Source organism: Halohasta sp. A2 (genome assembly GCF_056175805.1).
The window spans coordinates 1-19,192 of record NZ_JAQFWV010000028.1 but is presented as its reverse complement, the minus strand read 5'-3'; the positions used below and the strand labels follow the sequence as shown (position 1 = coordinate 19,192).

General features: G+C 59.8%; 18 protein-coding genes, 1 tRNA gene and 1 pseudogene. 14 read left to right on the top strand and 6 right to left on the bottom strand.

Translation table 11 applies throughout. The features are described 5' to 3' along the window. Nucleotides 1-30: 30 nt before the first annotated feature. From O2S87_RS09885 to O2S87_RS09855, 7 genes are all read left to right on the top strand, one after another. The gene (locus O2S87_RS09885; protein ID WP_475408630.1) at nucleotides 31-1,065 is read left to right on the top strand and encodes an NAD(P)/FAD-dependent oxidoreductase; all 1,035 of its coding nucleotides are present in this window, start codon (nucleotides 31-33) and stop codon (nucleotides 1,063-1,065) included. Nucleotides 1,066-1,179: 114 nt separating this feature from the next. Next, nucleotides 1,180-1,250 (top strand) — tRNA-Gly (locus O2S87_RS09880). Between the two features lie 403 nt (nucleotides 1,251-1,653). Next, on the top strand, nucleotides 1,654-2,430 hold the full coding sequence (locus tag O2S87_RS09875; protein ID WP_475408629.1) for a basic amino acid ABC transporter substrate-binding protein: 777 nt from the start codon (nucleotides 1,654-1,656) through the stop codon (nucleotides 2,428-2,430). A 5-nt stretch (nucleotides 2,431-2,435) separates the two neighbouring features. Then, nucleotides 2,436-3,152, top strand: a complete 717-nt coding sequence (locus tag O2S87_RS09870) for an amino acid ABC transporter permease (RefSeq protein ID WP_475408627.1) — start codon at nucleotides 2,436-2,438, stop codon at nucleotides 3,150-3,152. Then, entirely contained in the window at nucleotides 3,149-3,883 is a 735-nt protein-coding gene (locus O2S87_RS09865) for an amino acid ABC transporter ATP-binding protein (RefSeq protein ID WP_475408626.1), read from the top strand. The genes O2S87_RS09870 and O2S87_RS09865 overlap by 4 nt, the downstream gene beginning before the upstream one ends. Continuing rightward, nucleotides 3,880-4,899 carry an amino acid ABC transporter permease gene (locus O2S87_RS09860; protein ID WP_475408625.1) on the top strand — a complete coding sequence of 340 codons (1,020 nt, stop codon included), beginning with the start codon at nucleotides 3,880-3,882 and terminating at the stop codon, nucleotides 4,897-4,899. Before O2S87_RS09865 ends, O2S87_RS09860 begins: the two co-directional genes overlap by 4 nt. Nucleotides 4,900-4,982: 83 nt before the next feature. Continuing rightward, the gene (locus O2S87_RS09855; RefSeq protein ID WP_475408624.1) at nucleotides 4,983-5,195 is read left to right on the top strand and encodes a YgaP family membrane protein; all 213 of its coding nucleotides are present in this window, start codon (nucleotides 4,983-4,985) and stop codon (nucleotides 5,193-5,195) included. Between the two features lie 13 nt (nucleotides 5,196-5,208). On the opposite strand, the gene O2S87_RS09850 is transcribed toward O2S87_RS09855, so the two are convergent. Beyond that, a complete protein-coding gene (locus O2S87_RS09850) occupies nucleotides 5,209-6,072 on the bottom strand; it encodes a hypothetical protein (protein WP_475408623.1) in 864 nt (287 codons plus the stop codon). A gap of 782 nt (nucleotides 6,073-6,854) precedes the next feature. Here O2S87_RS09850 and O2S87_RS09845 point away from each other — a divergent pair. Together O2S87_RS09845 and O2S87_RS09840 are read left to right on the top strand one after the other, a co-directional pair. Continuing rightward, the gene (locus tag O2S87_RS09845; protein WP_475408622.1) at nucleotides 6,855-8,543 is read left to right on the top strand and encodes an L-lactate permease; all 1,689 of its coding nucleotides are present in this window, start codon (nucleotides 6,855-6,857) and stop codon (nucleotides 8,541-8,543) included. 76 nt (nucleotides 8,544-8,619) lie between these two features. Further along, nucleotides 8,620-11,673 carry an FAD-binding and (Fe-S)-binding domain-containing protein gene (locus O2S87_RS09840; protein ID WP_475408621.1) on the top strand — a complete coding sequence of 1,018 codons (3,054 nt, stop codon included), beginning with the start codon at nucleotides 8,620-8,622 and terminating at the stop codon, nucleotides 11,671-11,673. Nucleotides 11,674-11,690: 17 nt separating this feature from the next. Here the strand turns inward: O2S87_RS09840 and O2S87_RS09835 are convergent, their stop codons facing one another. After that, entirely contained in the window at nucleotides 11,691-12,149 is a 459-nt protein-coding gene (locus O2S87_RS09835; RefSeq protein WP_475408620.1) for a halocyanin domain-containing protein, read from the bottom strand. A gap of 151 nt (nucleotides 12,150-12,300) precedes the next feature. On the opposite strand from O2S87_RS09835, the gene O2S87_RS09830 reads away from it, so the two are divergent. Then, complete coding sequence (locus O2S87_RS09830) at nucleotides 12,301-12,681, top strand: helix-turn-helix domain-containing protein (RefSeq protein WP_475408619.1); 381 nt, start codon at nucleotides 12,301-12,303, stop codon at nucleotides 12,679-12,681. Here the strand turns inward: O2S87_RS09830 and O2S87_RS09825 are convergent. Continuing rightward, nucleotides 12,678-14,168: a carotenoid oxygenase family protein gene (locus O2S87_RS09825; RefSeq protein ID WP_475408618.1), complete on the bottom strand. Its 1,491-nt coding sequence runs from the start codon at nucleotides 14,166-14,168 to the stop codon at nucleotides 12,678-12,680. The genes O2S87_RS09830 and O2S87_RS09825 overlap by 4 nt on opposite strands. 91 nt (nucleotides 14,169-14,259) lie before the next feature. Here O2S87_RS09825 and O2S87_RS09820 point away from each other — a divergent pair, with 91 nt between their 5' ends. Further along, complete coding sequence (locus O2S87_RS09820; RefSeq protein WP_475408617.1) at nucleotides 14,260-14,835, top strand: CinA family protein; 576 nt, start codon at nucleotides 14,260-14,262, stop codon at nucleotides 14,833-14,835. Here O2S87_RS09820 and O2S87_RS09815 read toward each other — a convergent pair. Beyond that, the gene (locus tag O2S87_RS09815) at nucleotides 14,832-16,022 is read right to left on the bottom strand and encodes a redox-regulated ATPase YchF (protein WP_475408616.1); all 1,191 of its coding nucleotides are present in this window, start codon (nucleotides 16,020-16,022) and stop codon (nucleotides 14,832-14,834) included. The genes O2S87_RS09820 and O2S87_RS09815 overlap by 4 nt on opposite strands. A gap of 161 nt (nucleotides 16,023-16,183) precedes the next feature. Here O2S87_RS09815 and O2S87_RS09810 point away from each other — a divergent pair, with 161 nt between their 5' ends. The 3 genes from O2S87_RS09810 to O2S87_RS09800 all read left to right on the top strand — a co-directional run bounded on the left by O2S87_RS09810 (nucleotide 16,184) and on the right by O2S87_RS09800 (nucleotide 17,316). Next, a complete protein-coding gene (locus O2S87_RS09810; RefSeq protein WP_475408615.1) occupies nucleotides 16,184-16,519 on the top strand; it encodes a DUF8124 family protein in 336 nt (111 codons plus the stop codon). A gap of 80 nt (nucleotides 16,520-16,599) precedes the next feature. After that, nucleotides 16,600-16,806, top strand: a complete 207-nt coding sequence (locus O2S87_RS09805; protein WP_475408614.1) for an HVO_2922 family protein — start codon at nucleotides 16,600-16,602, stop codon at nucleotides 16,804-16,806. A 54-nt stretch (nucleotides 16,807-16,860) separates the two neighbouring features. Continuing rightward, nucleotides 16,861-17,316 carry a YbhB/YbcL family Raf kinase inhibitor-like protein gene (locus tag O2S87_RS09800; protein WP_475408613.1) on the top strand — a complete coding sequence of 152 codons (456 nt, stop codon included), beginning with the start codon at nucleotides 16,861-16,863 and terminating at the stop codon, nucleotides 17,314-17,316. A 45-nt stretch (nucleotides 17,317-17,361) separates the two neighbouring features. Here O2S87_RS09800 and O2S87_RS09795 read toward each other — a convergent pair. Both O2S87_RS09795 and O2S87_RS09790 read right to left on the bottom strand, forming a co-directional pair. Beyond that, nucleotides 17,362-18,234: pseudogene (locus O2S87_RS09795) on the bottom strand (MgtC/SapB family protein); the annotation flags it as partial. 2 nt (nucleotides 18,235-18,236) lie between these two features. After that, nucleotides 18,237-18,905, bottom strand: a complete 669-nt coding sequence (locus O2S87_RS09790; protein WP_475408612.1) for a DUF2238 domain-containing protein — start codon at nucleotides 18,903-18,905, stop codon at nucleotides 18,237-18,239. Nucleotides 18,906-19,192 lie beyond the last annotated feature (287 nt).

Genomic DNA, 19,192 nt, shown 5'->3' with positions numbered 1-19,192 from the left:
CTTATTTAAGTCGAGTTCGTAGGGAGACCAATGAGTGAGACAGAGGGCGTGGATGCGGAATCGGATGCTAAAACCTATGAGGTGGCAGTTGTTGGTGGGGGCCCAGCCGGATTGTCGGCGGCACTGTACACGACGCGATTGGGTCACGACACCGTCGTCGTCAACCGCGGCGGTGGACGGGCGGCGATGATGATGGATACGCACAACGTGATCGGCGTCCCCGAGGACGTCTCAGGCAACGAGTTTCTGGCAACCGCGACCGAGCAGGTCGAAAGCTACGGCGGCGAGGTGATCCGCGATTTCGTCACCGACGTCGACCGCGAATCAGACGGTCGGTTCCGACTCCATGGTAACGACACCGAGATTCTGGCCGACCGTGTCGTTCTCGGGGTCGGCTTCTCGGACGAGCGACCCGATCCACCGCTGCCACGGACCGGTCGCGGACTGCACTACTGTCTGCACTGTGATGCCTACATGTTCATCGACGAGTCGGTGTACGTAATGGGCACCGGCGACTCGGCGGCCTACGTCGCGATGATCATGCTGAACTTCACCGACGAGGTCGACATCCTCACCCGTGGCGATGAAATCAAGTGGAGCGACGACACCCAACAACTGGTTGACGCACACCCGGTCGACGTCATCCACGAGGACATCGTGGGGATGACCAAGGGTGACGACGGCTGGCTCGAAAGCTTCGAGTTCGAAGATGGAACCGTCCGCGAGTACCGCGGCGGCTTCCCGATGTACGGCTCGAACTACAACACCGAACTGGCCGAGGCGCTGGGCTGTGCGTTGAACGACGACGGGACGATTGTGGTCGACGATCACGGCAAGACGAGCGTCGACGGCGTCTACGCGGTCGGCGACATCACGCCGGGGCACAACCAGGTGCCGGTGGCGATGGGCAAAGGAGCCAAGGCGGGGTTGGCGATTCACAAGGAGCTACGGACGTTCCCCAAGTCCCTCGAAGAGATTGAGGCCGAAGGGCCGGTTGCCGAAAGCGAGGTGCCGGGTGTGTCGGCCGAACTGCAGGCCGCAGCCCGGAGTTTCGGCGACGACTGAGCGCGATCGAATCGCCGGACGAAACAGTAAGGTAATTAATGGCGAGTCCTGAATGAGGATATACGTCGGCACAGCGGCGTTGGAACGCGACGAGTGCCGTGGTCGACGTCTTGGGCACCGGTGGTCTAGTGGTAGGACCTGAGCCTTCCAAGCTCATGGCCCGGGTTCAAATCCCGGCCGGTGCACTTCTACCGAGGACAACAGCAGTGAGCGACTTCTATGTCGATCGCACCTCGTCCGAGGCTGTGTGCGACACGCCGGGTTTGAACCCTGAACGTCGCAGCCCGGACGCGCAGCGAAGCGAGCATCCCGGAACGTCTTTCTCTGGTTCAAATCCCGGCCGGTGCACTTCTGCCGAACACAGCATCCACCAGCGAGTGTCTATCGCCAAATTCCTTCTGCGCCACCGTCGACGGGTGATCACTGCCATACGAACATCTGCAATCACAGCAAGTAAACCAGAATCTATCAGACAAATTTTGAGAGAACCCAACAGGACAGTTCCGTAGCGAACACTGCCGAAACTGTGCGTATACCAACATTCTTCGTGTCGAAACGTTAAACACCACTACCTCCGATAACAGTGATATGACACGCAATGCCAATATTGGCCGTCGAAGCTATCTGAAGGCTGTGGGTGCAGCCGGAGTCGTTGGATCACTCGCTGGCTGTATGGGTGGCGGCGACGACGAGAACGTCATCAACCCAGGGACAAACCCCGGTTTCCCACCGTTCGAGTACACCGAAGACGGCGAACTCGTCGGCTTCGATATCGACTTGGCCGAGGAAGCAATCGAACGCGCCGGCTACGAAGTCGGTGAGTGGACCGAAATCGAGTTCGATTCGCTGATCCCCTCGCTGACTGAGGAGGACATCGATTTGATCGCTGCGGCGATGACCATTACCGACGACCGCGAAGAGCAGATCGCCTTTTCGGACTCCTACTACGAGGCGGACCAGGCAGTTCTCGTCGCGGACGACGGGGAGATTGAGCCCGAAGAGACCAGTGATCTCGCAGATCTTCGCGTTGGGGCCCAATCCGGAACAACTGGGGAGGCAGAGGTCGACAAACTGATCGACAACGACACGATTGCCGAAGACGAGAGCAGCACGTACGACAACTACACCAACGCCGTCCAGGATCTCGAAAACGGCAACGTCGATGCACTCATCATCGATGTGCCGGTCGCCGAGAGTTTCTCGGACGGTCGCTCGGTGACGATTGCGTTCACGATCGAAACGGGTGAGGTGTACGGACTCGGAATGCGACAGGACGACGAGCGTATCGAGGATATCAACGAGGCGCTCTCGGAGATTCAAGACGACGGGACGTACGACGAACTCGTCGCCGAGTGGTTCGAATAATCGATATGGATCCGGCCTTGCTACAGGTGAGTGACTGGCAGTTCATCCTCAACAACTGGGACTCGCTGCTGTTGGGAGTGAGCGTCACCATCCTCCTCACAGCGACGAGCCTCTCGCTCGGGTTTCTACTCGGCTTTCCGGCCGGTGCCATCGAGGTGTACGGCGATGGACGGCTCACGGATGCCGTTAGAACGCTGGGTGTTGTACTCAGAGGAACGCCGATCGTCATCCTGATCGTCCTGTTTTTTTACGGGTTACCGATTCCGCAGTTCGGGACGGTTCCCCTACTCGATATCAAGATGAACGCGTTCATCGCGGCGACGTTGGCACTCGGACTCAGAAGTGCAGCCTACCAGGGACAAGTGTTCCGCGGCTCGATCCAGTCGATCAGCAGCGGACAAATGGAGGCTGCACGCTCGGTTGGGATGACGAAACTTCAGGCAATCCGGCACGTCGTCTTTCCGCAGGCCGTTCGGCGCTCGCTGCCAGGGTTCCAAAACGAGTTCACGATCGTTCTCAAAGACACCAGTGTAGCGTTTGCGATCGGCCTGGCGGAGCTACTGACCCGTGCAGAGAACCTCTACTTGCAGCCCGGCCGGGACACCGCCGTGATGGAAGTGCTGATAACCATTAGTCTCATGTATTTCGTGCTTACATTCACCACGAACCGATTGCTCGATTATCTCCACGGCCAGTACGCGATTCCGGGAGGGTCCACATGAGCCTCCTTCGTGTCGACACCGTCGACAAGTCCTACGGCGAAGAACGTGTGCTCCACGACGTGAGCTTCGAGATGGACCTACAGAGCGTCGAGGTCATCGTCGGGCCGAGCGGCTCGGGCAAATCGACGCTGCTCCGGTGTATCAACCGACTCACCGAAATCGATTCCGGCGAGATCTATCTCGACGGCGAAGAGATCCACTCGGTCGACGAAAACGAGCTTCGACGCCGCGTGGGGATGGTGTTTCAGGACTTCAATCTCTTCGCTCATCTCACCGCTCGCGGGAACATCACGCTCGGACTCCGCGAGGTGTTGGGACTTTCGGAAGAAGAAGCCGACGCGAAGGCCGACGATTATCTCGCTCGTGTCGGCCTCTCGTCGCAGGCCGACTCGTACCCGGCGGAACTGTCCGGTGGGCAACAACAGCGAGTCGGGATCGCCCGTGCGCTGGCGATGGACCCCGAACTCATCCTGTTCGACGAGCCGACGAGCGCACTGGATCCCGAACTCATCGGTGAGGTGCTGACCGTTATGCAGGATCTCGCGGAGGGCGGAATGACGATGCTGTGTGTGACACACGAGATGGGCTTCGCACGGTCGGCCGCGTCGACGATCACGTTCCTCGACGAGGGCAGAATCGTCGAGCGCGGACCACCCGAACAGCTCTTCGAAAACCCCGAACACGACCGGACTCGAACGTTCCTGGGTGAACTGACCGGACTCCACCAATGAAGACACCAGAGAGTCGTGGCTCGGCCGTCGGAACCGTCGACGGTCGGAAAAAGATACTTGTCGGAGTCGTCGGTGGCGGGCTGTGGCTTTGGTTGCTCGCACGGTGGGCCTCGCACAACAGTCTCTTCGATGCACTTGCCACCGCCCTCGGGTTTCCGGACCTCATCCACGCCGAACGGGGCATCCGAGAACGCGAACCCTGGCTTCCAGCTGAACCATTCGAAGCCACCGCCGACACACTCAGTGGCGTTGGGGCCGGCTTGGGGCCGCTTGAGGTGCTTTTCGAGTGGCTGGCTTGGCCGTTCGAACTGGCGGCGTTCGCGACGACAACCGAGCCAGCGTTGGCTGCGGGAGCCTTTATCACGGTCTACCTGACGGTCATCTCGATGGGCTGCGGACTGGCCATCGCGGTTCCCACGGCCGTCGCACGCGTCTACGGCGGGCCGATCAGCAGTCGGCTCTCGCTTGCGTACACCGAGTTGATCCGGGGAACGCCGCTGTTAGCACAGCTGTTTTTCTTCTATTACGGCCTGCCACTGGCGAGCTTCATCGACGACTTCGGAATTATGAGTCTCGAGGGAATGCCACGTACAGCCGCCGTCGTTGCGATCGTTGCGTTTACGGCCAACTCTTCGGCCTATCAAGCCGAATATATTCGGTCAGCGCTCCAGTCGGTCGACGCCGGTCAACTGACAGCGGCTCGGTCGATCGGCCTCTCGAAAACAAAGAGTATTCGGCACGTTATTCTTCCGCAGGGACTCCGGTTTGCGATTCCAGGGTGGACGAACGAGTTTATCTATCTCTTGAAATACTCCTCACTGGCGGCCTTTATTACCGTCCCCGATCTGTTCCGCCGCGCCCGTGATATCGGCTCCGACAGCTTCCAGTATACAGACACCTACGTGATTGTCGCGCTGTTCTACCTCGGGCTCGTGATAACGACCGCCCTGCTTATGAACAAGCTCGAAACTCGGCTTACGATTCCAGGTGTCGGCCAGTCGACAACCCAAAAGTAGTTCCGTAGACGAAAACCGGGCCACTCGGCTATTTCGACACTCGGTTGGCGAATCTACATGTGTCTGGCCGACAGAGGTCACCCATGGACCGCAGCAAAAACGTCGGCGGTACGGATCGACTCCTTCGGACAGCTCTCGCAGTCGTCCTCTCAGTCGTTGCAATCAGTGCGCTGCGCAAGCGAAACTACCGAACACTGCTGGTGGCCGCAGTGGGAGCGCTCGGGCTAGGGTTCAACGCCACGACCTGTTTCTGTGGGCTCAACGAGGCCCTCGGCGTCGACACGAGCCGGGAGTAACTCGATAGACAAGCTACTCGTCGGGAGTCAACCCGACGAGATCGGGATGGGACTGAAGCCGGTCGGGAAGCGATGCGGGCGTGATGTCGCCTTGGGCGACCCGATCACGAAGCCGTTGCCACTGGCTGTGACGGACGAGAATGACGACCGGCACCGTATCGAGCTCCTGGAGTTTGGCGATCGCCAGCCGGTTGCGCCCGTCATAGAAGAGTAGTTCACCGTCGCGACCGACGACGAGTGCGATCTCGCCGTCGACGGTTTCGGTGTACCGGTTCGGCCGGGCGGCATCGAGCGGCGCATCGTCGCCAGACGCGGTGAGCTCCGACTGCGTTCGATACCCTTCGGTGCCGACGATTTCGTAGAGCTGATCAATCTCACGACAGCGCTGCTCTACGTCCGCGCGCGACGTACACCCCCACGGAGAGTCGCCCTCGCCAATAACCGCCAGACACTGCGAGTAGAGCTCCGTCTCGCACCACCGACGGCCCGCCTCGAAATGTGCGTGAAACGACCTGTAGATCACCGACTCGGAAAACGGCCGCCGGTCGACGTCCCACTCACCACCCAGCACCCGACCGGCGAAATGGTAGTTCGGCAGGGTCAAAAAGTCCGGCATCACCGCCGCGTGGTCGCTCGTGAGCTCCTGCCACGAAACGGACTCGGTGATCTCGTCGGGGTCGACTCGATACACTCGAAACGGATCGATAGGAGCCTCATACCGAAACTGTGCCCTGAGGCGAGTGGCAGTAACCATGAGTGTGGCACAGCAATCACGAAGTCGATACAACGGCGTTTCGACCGAGGGATACTCGGTTATCAGATCGGCAGCCACGCCTCGAAGCCGGTGAACGATCTGCTGATATGTTGGGTAGATCATGAGCGGAACGAACACCAACGGCTCGGCTACCGTCTGTTTCTACCATAGCACTGTGTCGGCAAATAAACTTAATTCGAGAATTGATGACAGTCAGACGAAATTGATAGTGTCCAGTTCGACAATAGTGGGGGGGTCCAGTGAGGAGGCCACTAACGAGCAGCCGGTGGAGTTGTTGGCAAGCGTTCTCGTCTGCAAGGTCACAGAGCGGACACCTGAGTTTCGACTCGCTGGATGCGGATTGGCCTCGACCAGATCGCCACACTCGTCGACCACCACGGTGCGGACGCTAAATAAATAACAGCCGACTGGTCTCAGTGGCTCACTACGCTCTGCGGTAGTAAACACTCACAGAAAATCCATCAAAAAAACCGGTTGTCGACAAACAGATAGGTCTAAACAGACAGATCGACACGAACAGACACAGCCGACTCTCGGTTGGTGGAAACGCGTACCACCCTCATCTTCGTCCTGAAGAGCAACAAGCCGTTCGAGATGGCCTCACTCCACTGGCGCGCAGATAGAGCTCAACTGTGAAATCAGAAACTGTCACCAGCATATTGGCCCGTTCGATCCGAATCAGTTCTGAAACAGCGCCACGTGTCGACGCACACGGAATCATAAGTAGCGAATCGACCGGTCATGTCAAAATAATCCATGAAAAATGATCCGCAATCACGTATATTATAATTAGAACGAGAATCAATTCAAATGAGTTATGCATGTGATTAAATCACAGTTACGACGGATGGATACCCACCGAGATGGCGGCCCGGAGCAGACTGATGGTTGAGACGCTGTTTGCGGCGCTCCCGTTGCTTATCGTCGCGGTGCTGCTAGTCGGACTGTTGTGGCCTGCCGCCCGCGTCATGCCGATCGCGTGGGGCGCAGCAGCCGTCATCGCCTTTACCATCTGGGAACTCCCGGCCGCCTACATCGGAGCGGCAAGCATAACCGGCGCGATGGCGGCCATAGAGATCCTCTGGATCGTCTTCGGCGCACTCGTGCTGTTGTATACGCTGATGCGCTCAGGTGCGGTCGACCGGATCAACGCTGGCTTCGCCGAGATCAGCGACGACCGGCGCGTCCAGGTGATCCTGCTGGGGTTTTTCCTCGCAACTTTCATTGAGGGTGTCGCTGGCTTCGGAACGCCTGCAGCGGTCGTTGCACCGCTGTTGCTCGCTCTCGGCTTTCCGGCACTGGCGGCGGTCGTCGCTGCACTTATTGGTCACGCGGTCGCGACCGTCTTCGGCGCAGTCGGCACGCCTGTTATCGCGGGATTCGAGGAGTCGCTCGGCGCGGTCGAAGGCCCGATTCTCGACGGTACCGGCCTGAGCGTCGCCGCATACTCCGCCGAGACAGCGATCTACGCCGGGATGTTCAACGGGATTTTGGGAATCCTGATGCCGCTGGTCGCCGTCGCGATGGTCGTCTACTTCTTCGGCGAAGAGCGTTCGCTGGCTCCCGTCTGGGAGGTCACACCGTTGGCGATTGTCGCTGGCGTGCTGTTCGCGGTTCCGTACGCCGCCTCGGCCTACTTCGTCGGCCCGGAACTGCCCTCGCTGTTCGGCGCGATGGTCGGCGGCGGAGCGCTCGTTGGCCTGCTGCGTGCGGGCTATCTCGAACCGGATACTCACTGGGAGTTCCCCGACCGCGAGACGTGGCCCGACCACTGGGTCGGCGAGATCGAACCCGGTGGTGAGGACGTCGACGTGCCGACGACCCAGTCGATGGGCCTGCTGCGGGCGTGGTCGCCGTACCTCATCCTCGTTGTCCTTCTGGTCGTCACGCGCGTGGTCGACCCGGTGGCGACGTTCCTCCAAGAGGGCCCGCTGATGGCGTTCAGTTGGGACGTGTTCGGCACCGGCCTCGAAGGGGCGATCAGCTGGGCGTACGTTCCGGGCACGTGGCTGTTGGTCAGCGCACTGCTGTCCATCCCGTTGTTCGATATGGATCGCTCGCAGGTCGCTGGCGCGTGGAAGGAGGCGTTCGGCAAGATCATCTCGCCGGCGATCGTCCTGATGTTCGTCATCGCGATGGTCGACATCATGCTCGGAACCAACGCCCACGGCTCGGGGCCGATCGACAGCAGTATGATCGTCGTGCTGGCCGACGGGACGGCGGGTGTGACCGGCGCAGCGTATCCGCTGTTCTCGCCGATCGTCGGGCTTATCGGCGCGTTCGTCGCCGGTTCGATCACGGTGAGCAACATCACCTTTTCGGCCTTCCAGTTCGAGGTCGCCACCACGCTGGGCATGCCGCGAACCCTGCTTGTCGCCGCCAACACAATCGGTGCGTCGGTTGGTAACACGATCGCGATCCACAACGTGATCGCCGCGCTGGCGACCGTCGGCCTAGTTGGGGCCACAGGGCGAGTCATCCGGCTGAACCTGCTGCCGGTGGTCTACTACATCATCAGCGGCGGGCTGCTGACGACACTCTGCGTGTACGTCGTGTGGCCGGGAGTGTTCTAAGCCACTGCGGTCACCCACTCGGCGGTCCGTACATTAATTGGCACGTACACCAAGGATTACCTATTCACCATTTCCGATGAGCAAGACAACACGAGACGGGGTGTCGGCCCAGCCGGATCCCGCAACAGACCCACGAAGCAACTACGAGTATCGCAGCGCGGACGTTGACCGGCCCGACCTCGTCGACGATCTCGAAGCGCTGGTCGACGGCGAGGTACGGTTCGACAGCTACACGCGAAACCTGTATGCGACCGACGCCAGCGCCTACCACCAGCTGCCGATCGGCGTCGTCGTTCCAACCTCTACCGACGACGTCCAGGCGGTCATGAGCTACTGCGCCGACGAGGAAATCCCGGTGCTCCCGCGCGGCGGCGGCACCAGCCTCGCGGGCCAGACGGTCAACGAGGCGGTCGTTCTCGACTTTAAAAAAGAACTGGACGAGGTGCTCGCGGTCGACCCCGAGGCGGCGACGGTAACCGCCCAGCCGGGAATTACCCTCGCTCGACTCAACAATCGACTCGCCGAACATGGGCTCAAATACGCGCCCGATCCGGCGTGGGGCGACAAGAGCGTGCTCGGCGGCTGTATCGGCAACAACACGACCGGCGCACACTCACTTAAATACGAGAAGGCAGACGGTTATCTCGAATCGGTCGAGGTCGTTCTTGCCGATGGGACCATTACCACCTTCGACTGGATGAGCGTCGATGAACTCCACGAGAAGGCAAAAGCGGCATGGACGGTCGACGACCCGACCATCGAACAACAGGTGTACGCCGTCGTCTCGGAGGTCCTCCGCAATCAGCGCGACGAGATCAAAGATCGGTACCCCGACCTGATGCGCAACGTTTCGGGATACAACTTCGACAAACTCGTCGAGGACGCCGAAAACCGGGGCGAAGTAAACGTCGGTCGACTGCTGGCTGGCAGCGAGGGCACACTCGGTATCGTCACCGAGGCCACCGTCTCGCTCGAACCCGTACCGGCCGAGACGTCGGTGGTCATGCTGACCTACGATAGCGTGATCGACGCCATGCACGATGTGGCTCCGATTCTCGAACACGACCCCGCAGCCGTCGAGGTAATGGACGACGTGTTCTTGGATCTCGCCCGCGAGCGCCCGGAGTTCGCCGATGTCGTCGACATCCTGCCCGAGACGACCGATTCGACGCTGCTCGTCGAGTTCTATGCCGACTCCGTCGACAAGGGCAAACAGAAGGTCGCCGATCTGCTGGCCGACCGACTGCCGGGCTCGAAGCCGGCGGTCGACCCAACCGAGGGAGCCGAGGGGCTGACGACCGACGAGACGTGGGCTGTCGACGCGCTCGAAGCCTACGACCCCGACCGACAGGCAAAGTTCTGGAAAATGCGTAAAGCCGGACTCCCGATCTTGCTCTCGCGGACGAGCGACGCCAAACACTGGCCGTTCGTCGAGGACACCGCGGTGCCAGCCGCAAACCTGCCTGAGTACGTCGCCGACATCCAGACGCTGTTCGACGAGTACGACACGTTTGCCTCATATTACGCCCACGCCGGGCCAGGCGTCCTGCACATTCGCCCGCTGTTGGATCTCAAAGCCGACGACGGCGTCGACACGATGTTCGAGATCTCGGATGCCGTGACGGATCTGGTTATCGAGTACGGCGGCTCGGTCTCGGGCGAACACGGCGACGGCCGCGCGCGGACGACCTGGAACAAGAAGCTCTACGGCGACGAGATCTGGGCGTCATTTAAACGGCTCAAAGCCGCGTTCGATCCACAGGGACTCTTGAATCCGGGCAACGTCAGCGGTGATTTCGATCCCCGGCAGAACCTCCGGTACGACAGCGACTACGAGTTCGACGCCGACTTCGAGCCGACGCTCAACTGGGCCAACGAGAACGGTTTTCAGGGAATGACCGAGCTCTGTCACGGCTGTGCGGGCTGTACCGGCCATCAAGATACGACAGGATCGATCATGTGTCCGACCTACCGGGCGACCGAAAACGAGGAGATTACGTCGACGCGCGGGCGGGCCAACATGCTCCGCCGGGCGATGAGTGGCGATCTGCCTGACAGCGCCTTTTCCGAGGAGTTCATGCACGAGGTGCTGGATCTCTGTATCGGCTGCAAGGGCTGCAAACGCGACTGCCCGAGCGGTGTCGACATGGCCAAACTCAAAACCGAACTCAAACACGAACACCACCAGCGCGAAGGGGTTCCGTTCAGGGACAAACTGTTCGCCAACGTCGAGACGCTCTACAGCCTCGGCAGTACGTTCGCGCCCGTCTCAAATCTGGCCGCCAAGCTCCCCGGCAGCGGCCTGGTGATGGAGAAAACGCTGGGCATCGCTCGCGAGCGCGATCTGCCGACGTTCAAACGAGAGACGCTGCAGAAGTGGGATCGCTCGCGGACGCCCGCAATTACCGAGGGCGAGGCCGACCGAAAGGCCCTGGTGATCGCCGATCCCTACACGAACTACACCCAGCCGGAAGTCGGCAAAGCCGCCGTCAAAACCCTCGAAGCCGCCGGGGTTCACGTCGTGATTCCCGACGAAGTGACCGACAGCGGTCGACCAGCCCACTCGAAAAGCTTGCTCGATCAGTCGCGAGCCACGGCACGCGAAAACGTCGACGTGCTGGTCGACCGAATCGAGGCCGGCTGGGACGTCGTCAGCGTCGAACCCTCGGATGCAGTCATGTACCAAGAGGATTACCTCGACCTATTAGACGGCGAGGCAGTCGAAACCGTCTCTGCAAACACCTACAGCGTGATGGAGTATCTCGATACCTTCCGGCTCGACGAGCAGCTCGATGTTTCTGCCAGTGGGTCGGTCGCCTACCACGGCCACTGCCACCAGACGGCCGCCAGCCGGGATCACCACGCAGTGGGCGTTCTCCGACGGACGGGCTACGACGTCGACGTGCTCGATACTACCTGCTGTGGGATGGCTGGCTCGTTCGGCTACGAGGCCGAACACTACTCGATGAGCCAGGCGATCGGTCGGCTCCTGTTCGATGCGGTCGACGAGTCGCCAGCCACGGAGGTCGTCGCACCGGGCACGTCGTGTCGCTCACAGCTGGCCGACTACGAAAAACAGTACGGCAAACCGCCGCATCCGATCGAGAAAGTGGCTGCTGCGCTGGTGTGAGTCGACAGTAGAGGAATTCAGTCGACGACGTCGACCGTTCCTTCCATCCCGGCGTGAACCGTACACTCGTACGGGTAGGTCCCGGTTTCCTCGAAGGTGTGTTCGAACGTGTAACCTTCCTCAGCGGTCGTATTAGGCGATTCGTGGCTGGCGAACTCGTCGCTATCGGTCGCAACGACGTTGTGGCCGCCACCCTCGCCGGTCCACTCCCAGATAACGGTCGTTCCCGTCGAGATCTCGATCTCCTCGGGAGCGAACGCCAACCCGCCACTGCCAGCGCCGACGTCGACGGTTACCTCGGACTCGCCGGTTAGATCCTCGACTCCATTGCCGCTCTCGTCCGATCCATCCGATTCATCCGATTCACTCGACCCGCCGGACTCACCGCCGGTACAGCCAGCGAGGCCGACCGCGAGTGCCGATGCGCCGAGGGATCGAACAACAGTGCGACGACGAACGCGCGTTTCGTCATTCATAGCGATTCTAGTAAATATACGGCGAGCAGGCCAAAAGCAGCCCGGTCTCTGGCTACAGCCGTCACTGTACTGGGGTGCGTCGTATCGGTGTGATGACCACAACGCCTCGCCAACAGTATATTTATCAGCAAGTCGGGTATAGCGTGGGGTAATGGTTCGCGAGCCGTCGGCGCGAGACGAGTACCTGAGCGAGGACGTCCTCAGTACGCTCGGAGATGAGCCGACGAGAGCCATCGTCGAAACGCTTTCTGAGCCGATGACGGCGAACGAACTCTCGGAAGCCTGTGATATTCCACTGTCGACGATGTATCGGAAACTCGACCACCTCTCTGAGGCCTCATTGGTTACTGAATCCACCCAGATCCGACAGGGCGGCCAGCACACGACGCGCTACGAACTCGATTTCGACGAGATCGTCATCTGGCTCTCCGATGAGCACACACTGGCGGCGAGTATTGACCGCCCAAGTCGGGAGTCGACGGCCGACCAACGACTCGAAGAGCTGTGGGCCCAGGTCCGCGAGGAAACTTAGGGCATCGTTCGCTGGGGTCGATCACCCTCTTCATCCCGATACCACTGGCCGTGAAATCCGAACGGAAAAACGGTTGGCAGCTGGACGCGTGCCAGTTCTGAAAACGAGGCCGCATCCAGTACAACGAAGACGGATCGGTCGACGCGCATATCCAAGACGACCGAGAGAACGACGCCGTCGTCCTCGTTTTCATCCTCGCGCGATTCGTCAAGCGATTCGTCGTCAACCACACTCGACGGTGTCCGAGGGACAAACACCGGTTCACTGGGGTAGACGCCGGGTTCGGACCACGTTTTCGTTCGTTCGGCTTCGAGATCATATTTAAGTAGTCCGTTCAACAGCCCTGTCGGGGATGGGTTCGTGTGAGTTGCGGCGTACAGATACCGGTAGGGATGGCCGTTGACTGCTCGGTAGTTGATCATCGGAAATTCAATCGGACCGGCAAGCAACCGCTGTTCGTCGACCGAGCCATCCGAAAGCGAGAGCCGATACCGGCGGAGCTCACCGCCCGGCGCTGGGGCTGTGCCGCTGCGTAGCCGGTCGAGGTAGAGCGACTCGATTACCTGGCTGTCCTCGAACGCAACCACGTCGACGACGAACTCGTTTCGGTCCGGGCTCTCGAAGGCGTTGACGTGATGAAAGACGAACCGCGGGTCGACCGACGGCGTCGAGACGACTTTGCCATCCGTTCGGTCGAACACCAACAGTCGACCGTCGCAGTCGGCGTCCCACGAGTAGCTCTCGATGAAAGGTCGGTCGCCAAGCAACGAGAGCGGTGAGAGTCGAAACGGCGATTCGAACAGGACGGCATAGCGGTCGGTCAGCCCGAACGAGTGGAGGTAGGTCGGATGGTCGACCGTCCAGCCGCCGATTTTTCGCCGCTGGCGGCCTCTGGTCGATCGCTCGAACAGCACGTACTCGCTGGGTCGACCGAACCGAACACCCATATTGAGCACCGTTTCGGCGTCGAAGTCGTAGTGTGGATGGCCCAGACTGCCGGTGATCGATAGCTCGTCGGTGTGTTCAACGTGACCGGTCGTCCGCAGCGTCTCGGCATCGAAGCCGACGGCGTTCGGCGTCTCGGTGATCGCGATCGGCTCCGTGCCGATCCGGTCGACGCCGATCGACGCGTTATCCGTGAGCGTCGGATCGAAGAAATCAATGAGTCGACCGAAAAGCGAGTTGGGTGCGGTGGTTCCGAACTGATCGCAGCGAAGTTCGCCCGCTTGCATCACCGATTCGTACTCCTTGCTTCGGAGAAAGCGGTTCGAAACCGTCACGCTGCCGTCGTTGATGTGGAAGCGCCGAAGCATCGACAGCCCGTCGAACCAGTGGTTCACCGACTGGCCGTCGACTTCGAATCGCCCGGGGCCGTTGCGCAGGAGCGTTCCCGAGAGCCACGAGGGGAGTGTGCCCTCGACCGGACACTCGACTCGGTCGTACTCGCGCTCGAGCGTTTCGAGACCGACCGTGTAGGGTGGGTCCATACACCATACACGACCTCCCGAGATGTAGCTCTGTGGACTCCCTGACTCACCGACCCAACAGTTCAAGCCCGTTCCGTGAGAGACGTGTCGTATGTCGACCGACCGTACTGACCACGTCGACCCGGACCGCCAGGACGATTCCGACCAGGACACCACCGCCACGCTTGCAGAGCGGATCGGTGATGAGCTCAGTGCCCGCGGCGAAACCGTTGCGGTCGCCGAGTCGCTAACCGGTGGCCGCGTCTGCTCGCGGCTAGTGAGCGTTCCGGGCGCAAGCGACTACGTCGACCGCGGCATCGTCGCCTACTCGAACCACGCGAAACAGACAACTCTCGGTGTCAGCCGTGAGTCGCTTGACGCCGAGGGTGCCGTCAGTGAGTCGGTCGCCGCCGAGATGGCCTGTGGCGTTCGCGACACCGCCGGGACGACGTGGGGCGTCTCGACGACCGGTATTGCCGGGCCGACCGGCGGTACGGATGAAAAACCGGTCGGACTTGTCTACATCGGCGTGGCATACGCTGGTCCATGGGGGAGCGGGTCGTCGTTTACGCGTGTCGAGCGGCATGTCTTTGAGGGTGACCGAGAAGCTATCACCGAACAAAGTGTAACACAGGCGCTGAGTGCACTCAATGAGGCGATCGATGCAGTACAAAAGCCGATAGATTAGTTCGTCGAGATGATCTCGACCACGTCGCGGTGGTCGAGTTCGTGATCCGAACCGACCTGTCGATTGGTCCGGCAGTCGATCCCATGGAGCAGGCCATCGCCGATGTCAGAATGAAGGAAGTACGCGAAATCCGAGGTTGTGGCGGCTTCAGGCAGTATAAAACAGTCACGGAAGACGCCCTTTTCATCAGCCTTGCCGTTCGCGCTGCCGGGGAAGATCGCAATACAGCCCAACACATCGAACAGTGCGGCCTCGATGGCCTGCTGGACGCCCGTCCCGCCGAACTCGTCGACGAACTCGCGAATCTGTTCGAGTCCGGCCTCCTGTTCAGCCGAGATATCGTCGACGATCTCGAACGAGTCCTCGCCGGCGGTGTAGTCGACGACGCCTGCATCGGCGGCGGTCTTAAGCGCCTTTTCGGCGTGTGCACTGGCTGGCACGAAGGTGAGATGTTCGTACGCCGGATCGGCGGTGATCTCGTCCCAGTTGGCCTGTGCTTCGGGGGTGTCCATCTTGTTGGCCGCGATCAACATGGGCTTGGTTCGCTTTCTGATCTCGCGGGCAAGCGTCTCCCTGTCGGCGTCGTCCCACGTCTCGGTGTCGAGTTCCAGATCGAGCGAAAGGATGATCTGTTTGATTTCGTCTTTGTTCGTTTTGAACGCGCTCATCTGTTCGGCGAGGTCGACCTCGATCTGGGCGTCTGCACCCTGATATTTGGTTTCGTGTTTCTCGATTCCCGACTCCAGAATGCCGAGATACCACATGTCGAGTTCGTTTTCGAGAAAGTCGATATCGTCGCGTGGGTCGTGTCCTTCGGTTGCTTCTCCCTCGATATCGGTTTTGCCCGAAAAGTCGACGATATGGATCAGCACGTCGGCCTCGTTGAGATCGGTCAAAAACTGATTTCCCAGTCCCTTCCCCTCGTGAGCACCGGGGATGAGTCCGGCGACGTCGACGAGTTTCGTTGGTACAAAGCGCGTGCCATCCCGACAGACACCCACGTTGGGCGTGCAGGTCTTGTCGAACTCGGGGGCCGCACAGTCGACGCGGACGTAGGCCTCGCCGATGCTGGGATCGATTGTCGTGAACGGATAGGCCCCTTCCGGAACCTCGTTCATCGTCGCTGCATTGAAGAAACTGGATTTGCCGACTGATGGTTTGCCCACCAAGCCGATCTTGTAGCTCATTACCCGCAGTGGTCGCTCGGTCGACAAAAGCCGTTCTACCTCTGTCTGCTCCGTGTTGTGCTACCGTCACACACAAGCGACCGACCAGGAGAGACGGGCGACTCGCAGCGAGACGGCAGTCGACCCACAGTCGTTTTGGCCGTCGTAGCCGAAAGACGACCATGCCTACCGACGACACCGAGGGCGACCGCTTTCTGGTCGGCATTCACGTCACCGACTCACAACTGGAGTTCGTTGTCCGTGTTCCCTCCGAGATTGACTCGGGGTGGCGCGACCCCGAGGCGTTCCAGCAGCTCGTCGCCGAGGAGACATGGAGCCACCTCGACCAGGAGTCGACGCTGCGAGCGATTGCAGCGACAGGATCGCCCGGTGACACAGTCAGCCTTGGGACGGTGACACTGCAACCAGATGGGACGCTTGTGTCACACGAGTTATCGATGCCCCCCTCCGTCGACGAAGACAGAGACGAAGACGACCCCGAACAACCCACAGACTAGGTTGGGTACGTGCGTCGAACGAAATGCCCTCTGTTGGGACACCACCAGAGCAAAGTGTCTGCTCACGCGAGTAGTAGGCTATGTCCCAAGCGACGTTTGAGGTATATGAGGATCAAGCCGGACAGTGGCGGTGGCGACTCGTCCACCGAAACGGGAACATCATCGCCGACAGCGGGGAGGGATACGCTAGCCGACAAAAATGTACCCAGGGCCTCAACAGTGTCAAAGAAAATGCGCCGGACGCCAATGTCGTAACAGTCGACACTCCCACCGAAAATCCAGAGTAAATCCGGGAACGGCCATCACGCTTACTCAGTTCGGTACTGACAGTGTAGCTACTAATGGCACCACTCCAACTCACAAGTCCGGTTTTCGAAGACGGCGAGCCGATTCCCCGCGAGTACGGTTACACCGAGCGCAACGTCAACCCACCGCTGGAGATCGACGGCGTTCCCGACGAAGCCGACGCACTCGCGCTGGTGGTCGACGATCCCGACGCGGTCGAACCCGCAGGCAAGGTCTGGGACCACTGGGTCGTCTGGAACATCGATCCGGCCACCGAGATGATCCCTGAAGCGTGGGACGCCTCGGAAGCCGTCAAAGGACAGAACGACTACGGAGACCAGGGCTACGGCGGACCGAATCCACCGGACCGCGAACACAGCTACCGATTCCGACTGTACGCCCTCGACGAGCCGGTGGATCTCGATGCAGGGACAACGAAAGACGAGCTGCTGGTCGCGATCGAGGGGCACATCGTCGACGAGACACAGTTAGTGGGAACGTACGCGCCCTGAGCCGCTAAACGGAGGGGTGTGGCAGAGAGACACCACAGCGGATTGCATGACTATGAGAACGATCCCAGTAGCAGCAACGAGTCCGCGGACGGCTGTGACTAGCTGTCCGAGTTGACGGGTTCCGAGCACCCACACGAGAACCGCCTTGACCAAGGTGTTCGTGATCGCAGCGATCACGATGCCAGTCGTCGCAACTGAGGACGTGATCTGATCGTCGGCTTCGAGTTTGCTCAACGTTATCGTGATCGCGTCGACATCAGCGAGTCCAGAGACGAATGCGGTGGCATAGAGTCCCGATGATCCTAACCAACTGTTCGCATACTCCGAACCGACTAACACGACCGCAAATATCGCAGCGAAAAACAACGCTGGTCGAAGACGAAACGGATTCCCGATTTCGGTTTCCGAAACTGCTTCCGCAGTCGTCTACCAGTAGATGACTCCCGCAACGATGATTCCCACACCAGTCATCGCTCCGAATGGGACAACGACTTCGGGAAGTAATGACGGATTGACGACCGCAATTTCGATGAGTGCTCTGGGAAGTATGACGATTGCTGCAATCACTGTCGAGAACGCACAGATCTGGTAGCGTTTCGGCGTTTCGACCGTCCGTTCCGGCATCGAAACCGCCGTCGCCGTCGAGGAGACGAAGCCACCGAGAATACCGGTCAGCGCAATTCCCTGCTCGGCTCCAATAACACGACTCATAATGTAGGCGACACAGCTTAGTCCGGTCACGAACACGACCATGAGCCAGATGAATCGTGGGTTGAGACCATACAGAACGTCGAGTTCACGATTCGGAAGCAGCGTGACGATGAGACCACCGGCTACAATCCCCATGGTCAGCCCACGTTCGGAGTGGACCATCAACGCTCCAAGGATGACTGTAAGCAGTGCGGCAGTTAGGGAGGTTCTCAGTCACCCCAGACCGAGTGTGCATACAAGATGAGTATGCCCGAGACGAGACCACTAGCCGCGAGACTGAGATTCCAACTGTAAAAAAGCAGTCGGGTGAGTTTAGGGATCGGCTCGAACAACGGGACGAGAAGCCGTAAATCGGCAATAATCACGAGCAGTGCCCCGACAATATCGAACGCGATGTCTAACGGGGTATCAAACTGACCATAGTGTTTAACCACGCGTTCGATGCCGAGGCGGTCGCTAACCAGACGGGCGGCCCATTCGAGTAGCTCCCAGACCACACCCACAACCAGTGTCAAGACGAGCGTCACACTCGTGGTCGATGCGATCGGAACGACACGCAACACGTTCGGGTCGACGACGAGCAGCCACGCATAAACGAGTGCAGCAATGAACGAAGCAGACACCGTATGGGTCACGTGGTCCCACCACCAGAGACGGTCGTACCAACCACACATCCCAATCATATGAAGCATACCTGCAATCCCGATCCACAATGGCAGAATCGGTCGAAAGGAGACCGCTGTCTCGAAATAGATGGTCGCGAGAAGTTCGATCCCAGAGGGAACCGCCACCGCACCAAGCGAGGCTACTCCATTGACGACACTCGCCGGATCGCGTCGACGAATCCCGAGCCATAGCAGCCACCCGAGTATTGCCACCACAGTCACAACTCCGGCGTCGACTATGTTCATAAGGGCAATCCACTCCTAACGATTGCCTACTCGGTGATGTTTTTGTCTATTGGTTGCACCTGTCGGGAGCAAAGAGACTAACAAGGATGGCACAAAGTAGCTGGGAAATAGACTATTCTCGTGCTCTACAACTACAAAAAGCCCACAAGCGAGAGCTCCCGCTTGCGGGCTAAATGACTGCGAGTGATCCGAGTGGATCACCCATATATGATGGAGCGATTCCAATGGAATCACTATGAAAAGGGGCGGCGAAC

What these genes read in the sequence shown, in the direction of transcription:
- O2S87_RS09840 (WP_475408621.1), top strand. Translation starts at nt 8,620, where the DNA reads ATGAGCAAGACAACACGAGACGGGGTGTCGGCCCAGCCGGATCCCGCA.
- O2S87_RS09805 (WP_475408614.1), top strand. Translation starts at nt 16,600, where the DNA reads ATGTCCCAAGCGACGTTTGAGGTATATGAGGATCAAGCCGGACAGTGG.
- O2S87_RS09800 (WP_475408613.1), top strand. Translation starts at nt 16,861, where the DNA reads ATGGCACCACTCCAACTCACAAGTCCGGTTTTCGAAGACGGCGAGCCG.
- O2S87_RS09870 (WP_475408627.1), top strand. Translation starts at nt 2,436, where the DNA reads ATGGATCCGGCCTTGCTACAGGTGAGTGACTGGCAGTTCATCCTCAAC.
- O2S87_RS09835 (WP_475408620.1), bottom strand. Translation starts at nt 12,149, where the DNA reads ATGAATGACGAAACGCGCGTTCGTCGTCGCACTGTTGTTCGATCCCTC.
- O2S87_RS09865 (WP_475408626.1), top strand. Translation starts at nt 3,149, where the DNA reads ATGAGCCTCCTTCGTGTCGACACCGTCGACAAGTCCTACGGCGAAGAA.
- O2S87_RS09850 (WP_475408623.1), bottom strand. Translation starts at nt 6,072, where the DNA reads ATGATCTACCCAACATATCAGCAGATCGTTCACCGGCTTCGAGGCGTG.
- O2S87_RS09875 (WP_475408629.1), top strand. Translation starts at nt 1,654, where the DNA reads ATGACACGCAATGCCAATATTGGCCGTCGAAGCTATCTGAAGGCTGTG.
- O2S87_RS09815 (WP_475408616.1), bottom strand. Translation starts at nt 16,022, where the DNA reads ATGAGCTACAAGATCGGCTTGGTGGGCAAACCATCAGTCGGCAAATCC.
- O2S87_RS09885 (WP_475408630.1), top strand. Translation starts at nt 31, where the DNA reads ATGAGTGAGACAGAGGGCGTGGATGCGGAATCGGATGCTAAAACCTAT.
- O2S87_RS09855 (WP_475408624.1), top strand. Translation starts at nt 4,983, where the DNA reads ATGGACCGCAGCAAAAACGTCGGCGGTACGGATCGACTCCTTCGGACA.
- O2S87_RS09830 (WP_475408619.1), top strand. Translation starts at nt 12,301, where the DNA reads ATGGTTCGCGAGCCGTCGGCGCGAGACGAGTACCTGAGCGAGGACGTC.
- O2S87_RS09810 (WP_475408615.1), top strand. Translation starts at nt 16,184, where the DNA reads ATGCCTACCGACGACACCGAGGGCGACCGCTTTCTGGTCGGCATTCAC.
- O2S87_RS09845 (WP_475408622.1), top strand. Translation starts at nt 6,855, where the DNA reads ATGGTTGAGACGCTGTTTGCGGCGCTCCCGTTGCTTATCGTCGCGGTG.
- O2S87_RS09860 (WP_475408625.1), top strand. Translation starts at nt 3,880, where the DNA reads ATGAAGACACCAGAGAGTCGTGGCTCGGCCGTCGGAACCGTCGACGGT.
- O2S87_RS09825 (WP_475408618.1), bottom strand. Translation starts at nt 14,168, where the DNA reads ATGGACCCACCCTACACGGTCGGTCTCGAAACGCTCGAGCGCGAGTAC.
- O2S87_RS09820 (WP_475408617.1), top strand. Translation starts at nt 14,260, where the DNA reads ATGTCGACCGACCGTACTGACCACGTCGACCCGGACCGCCAGGACGAT.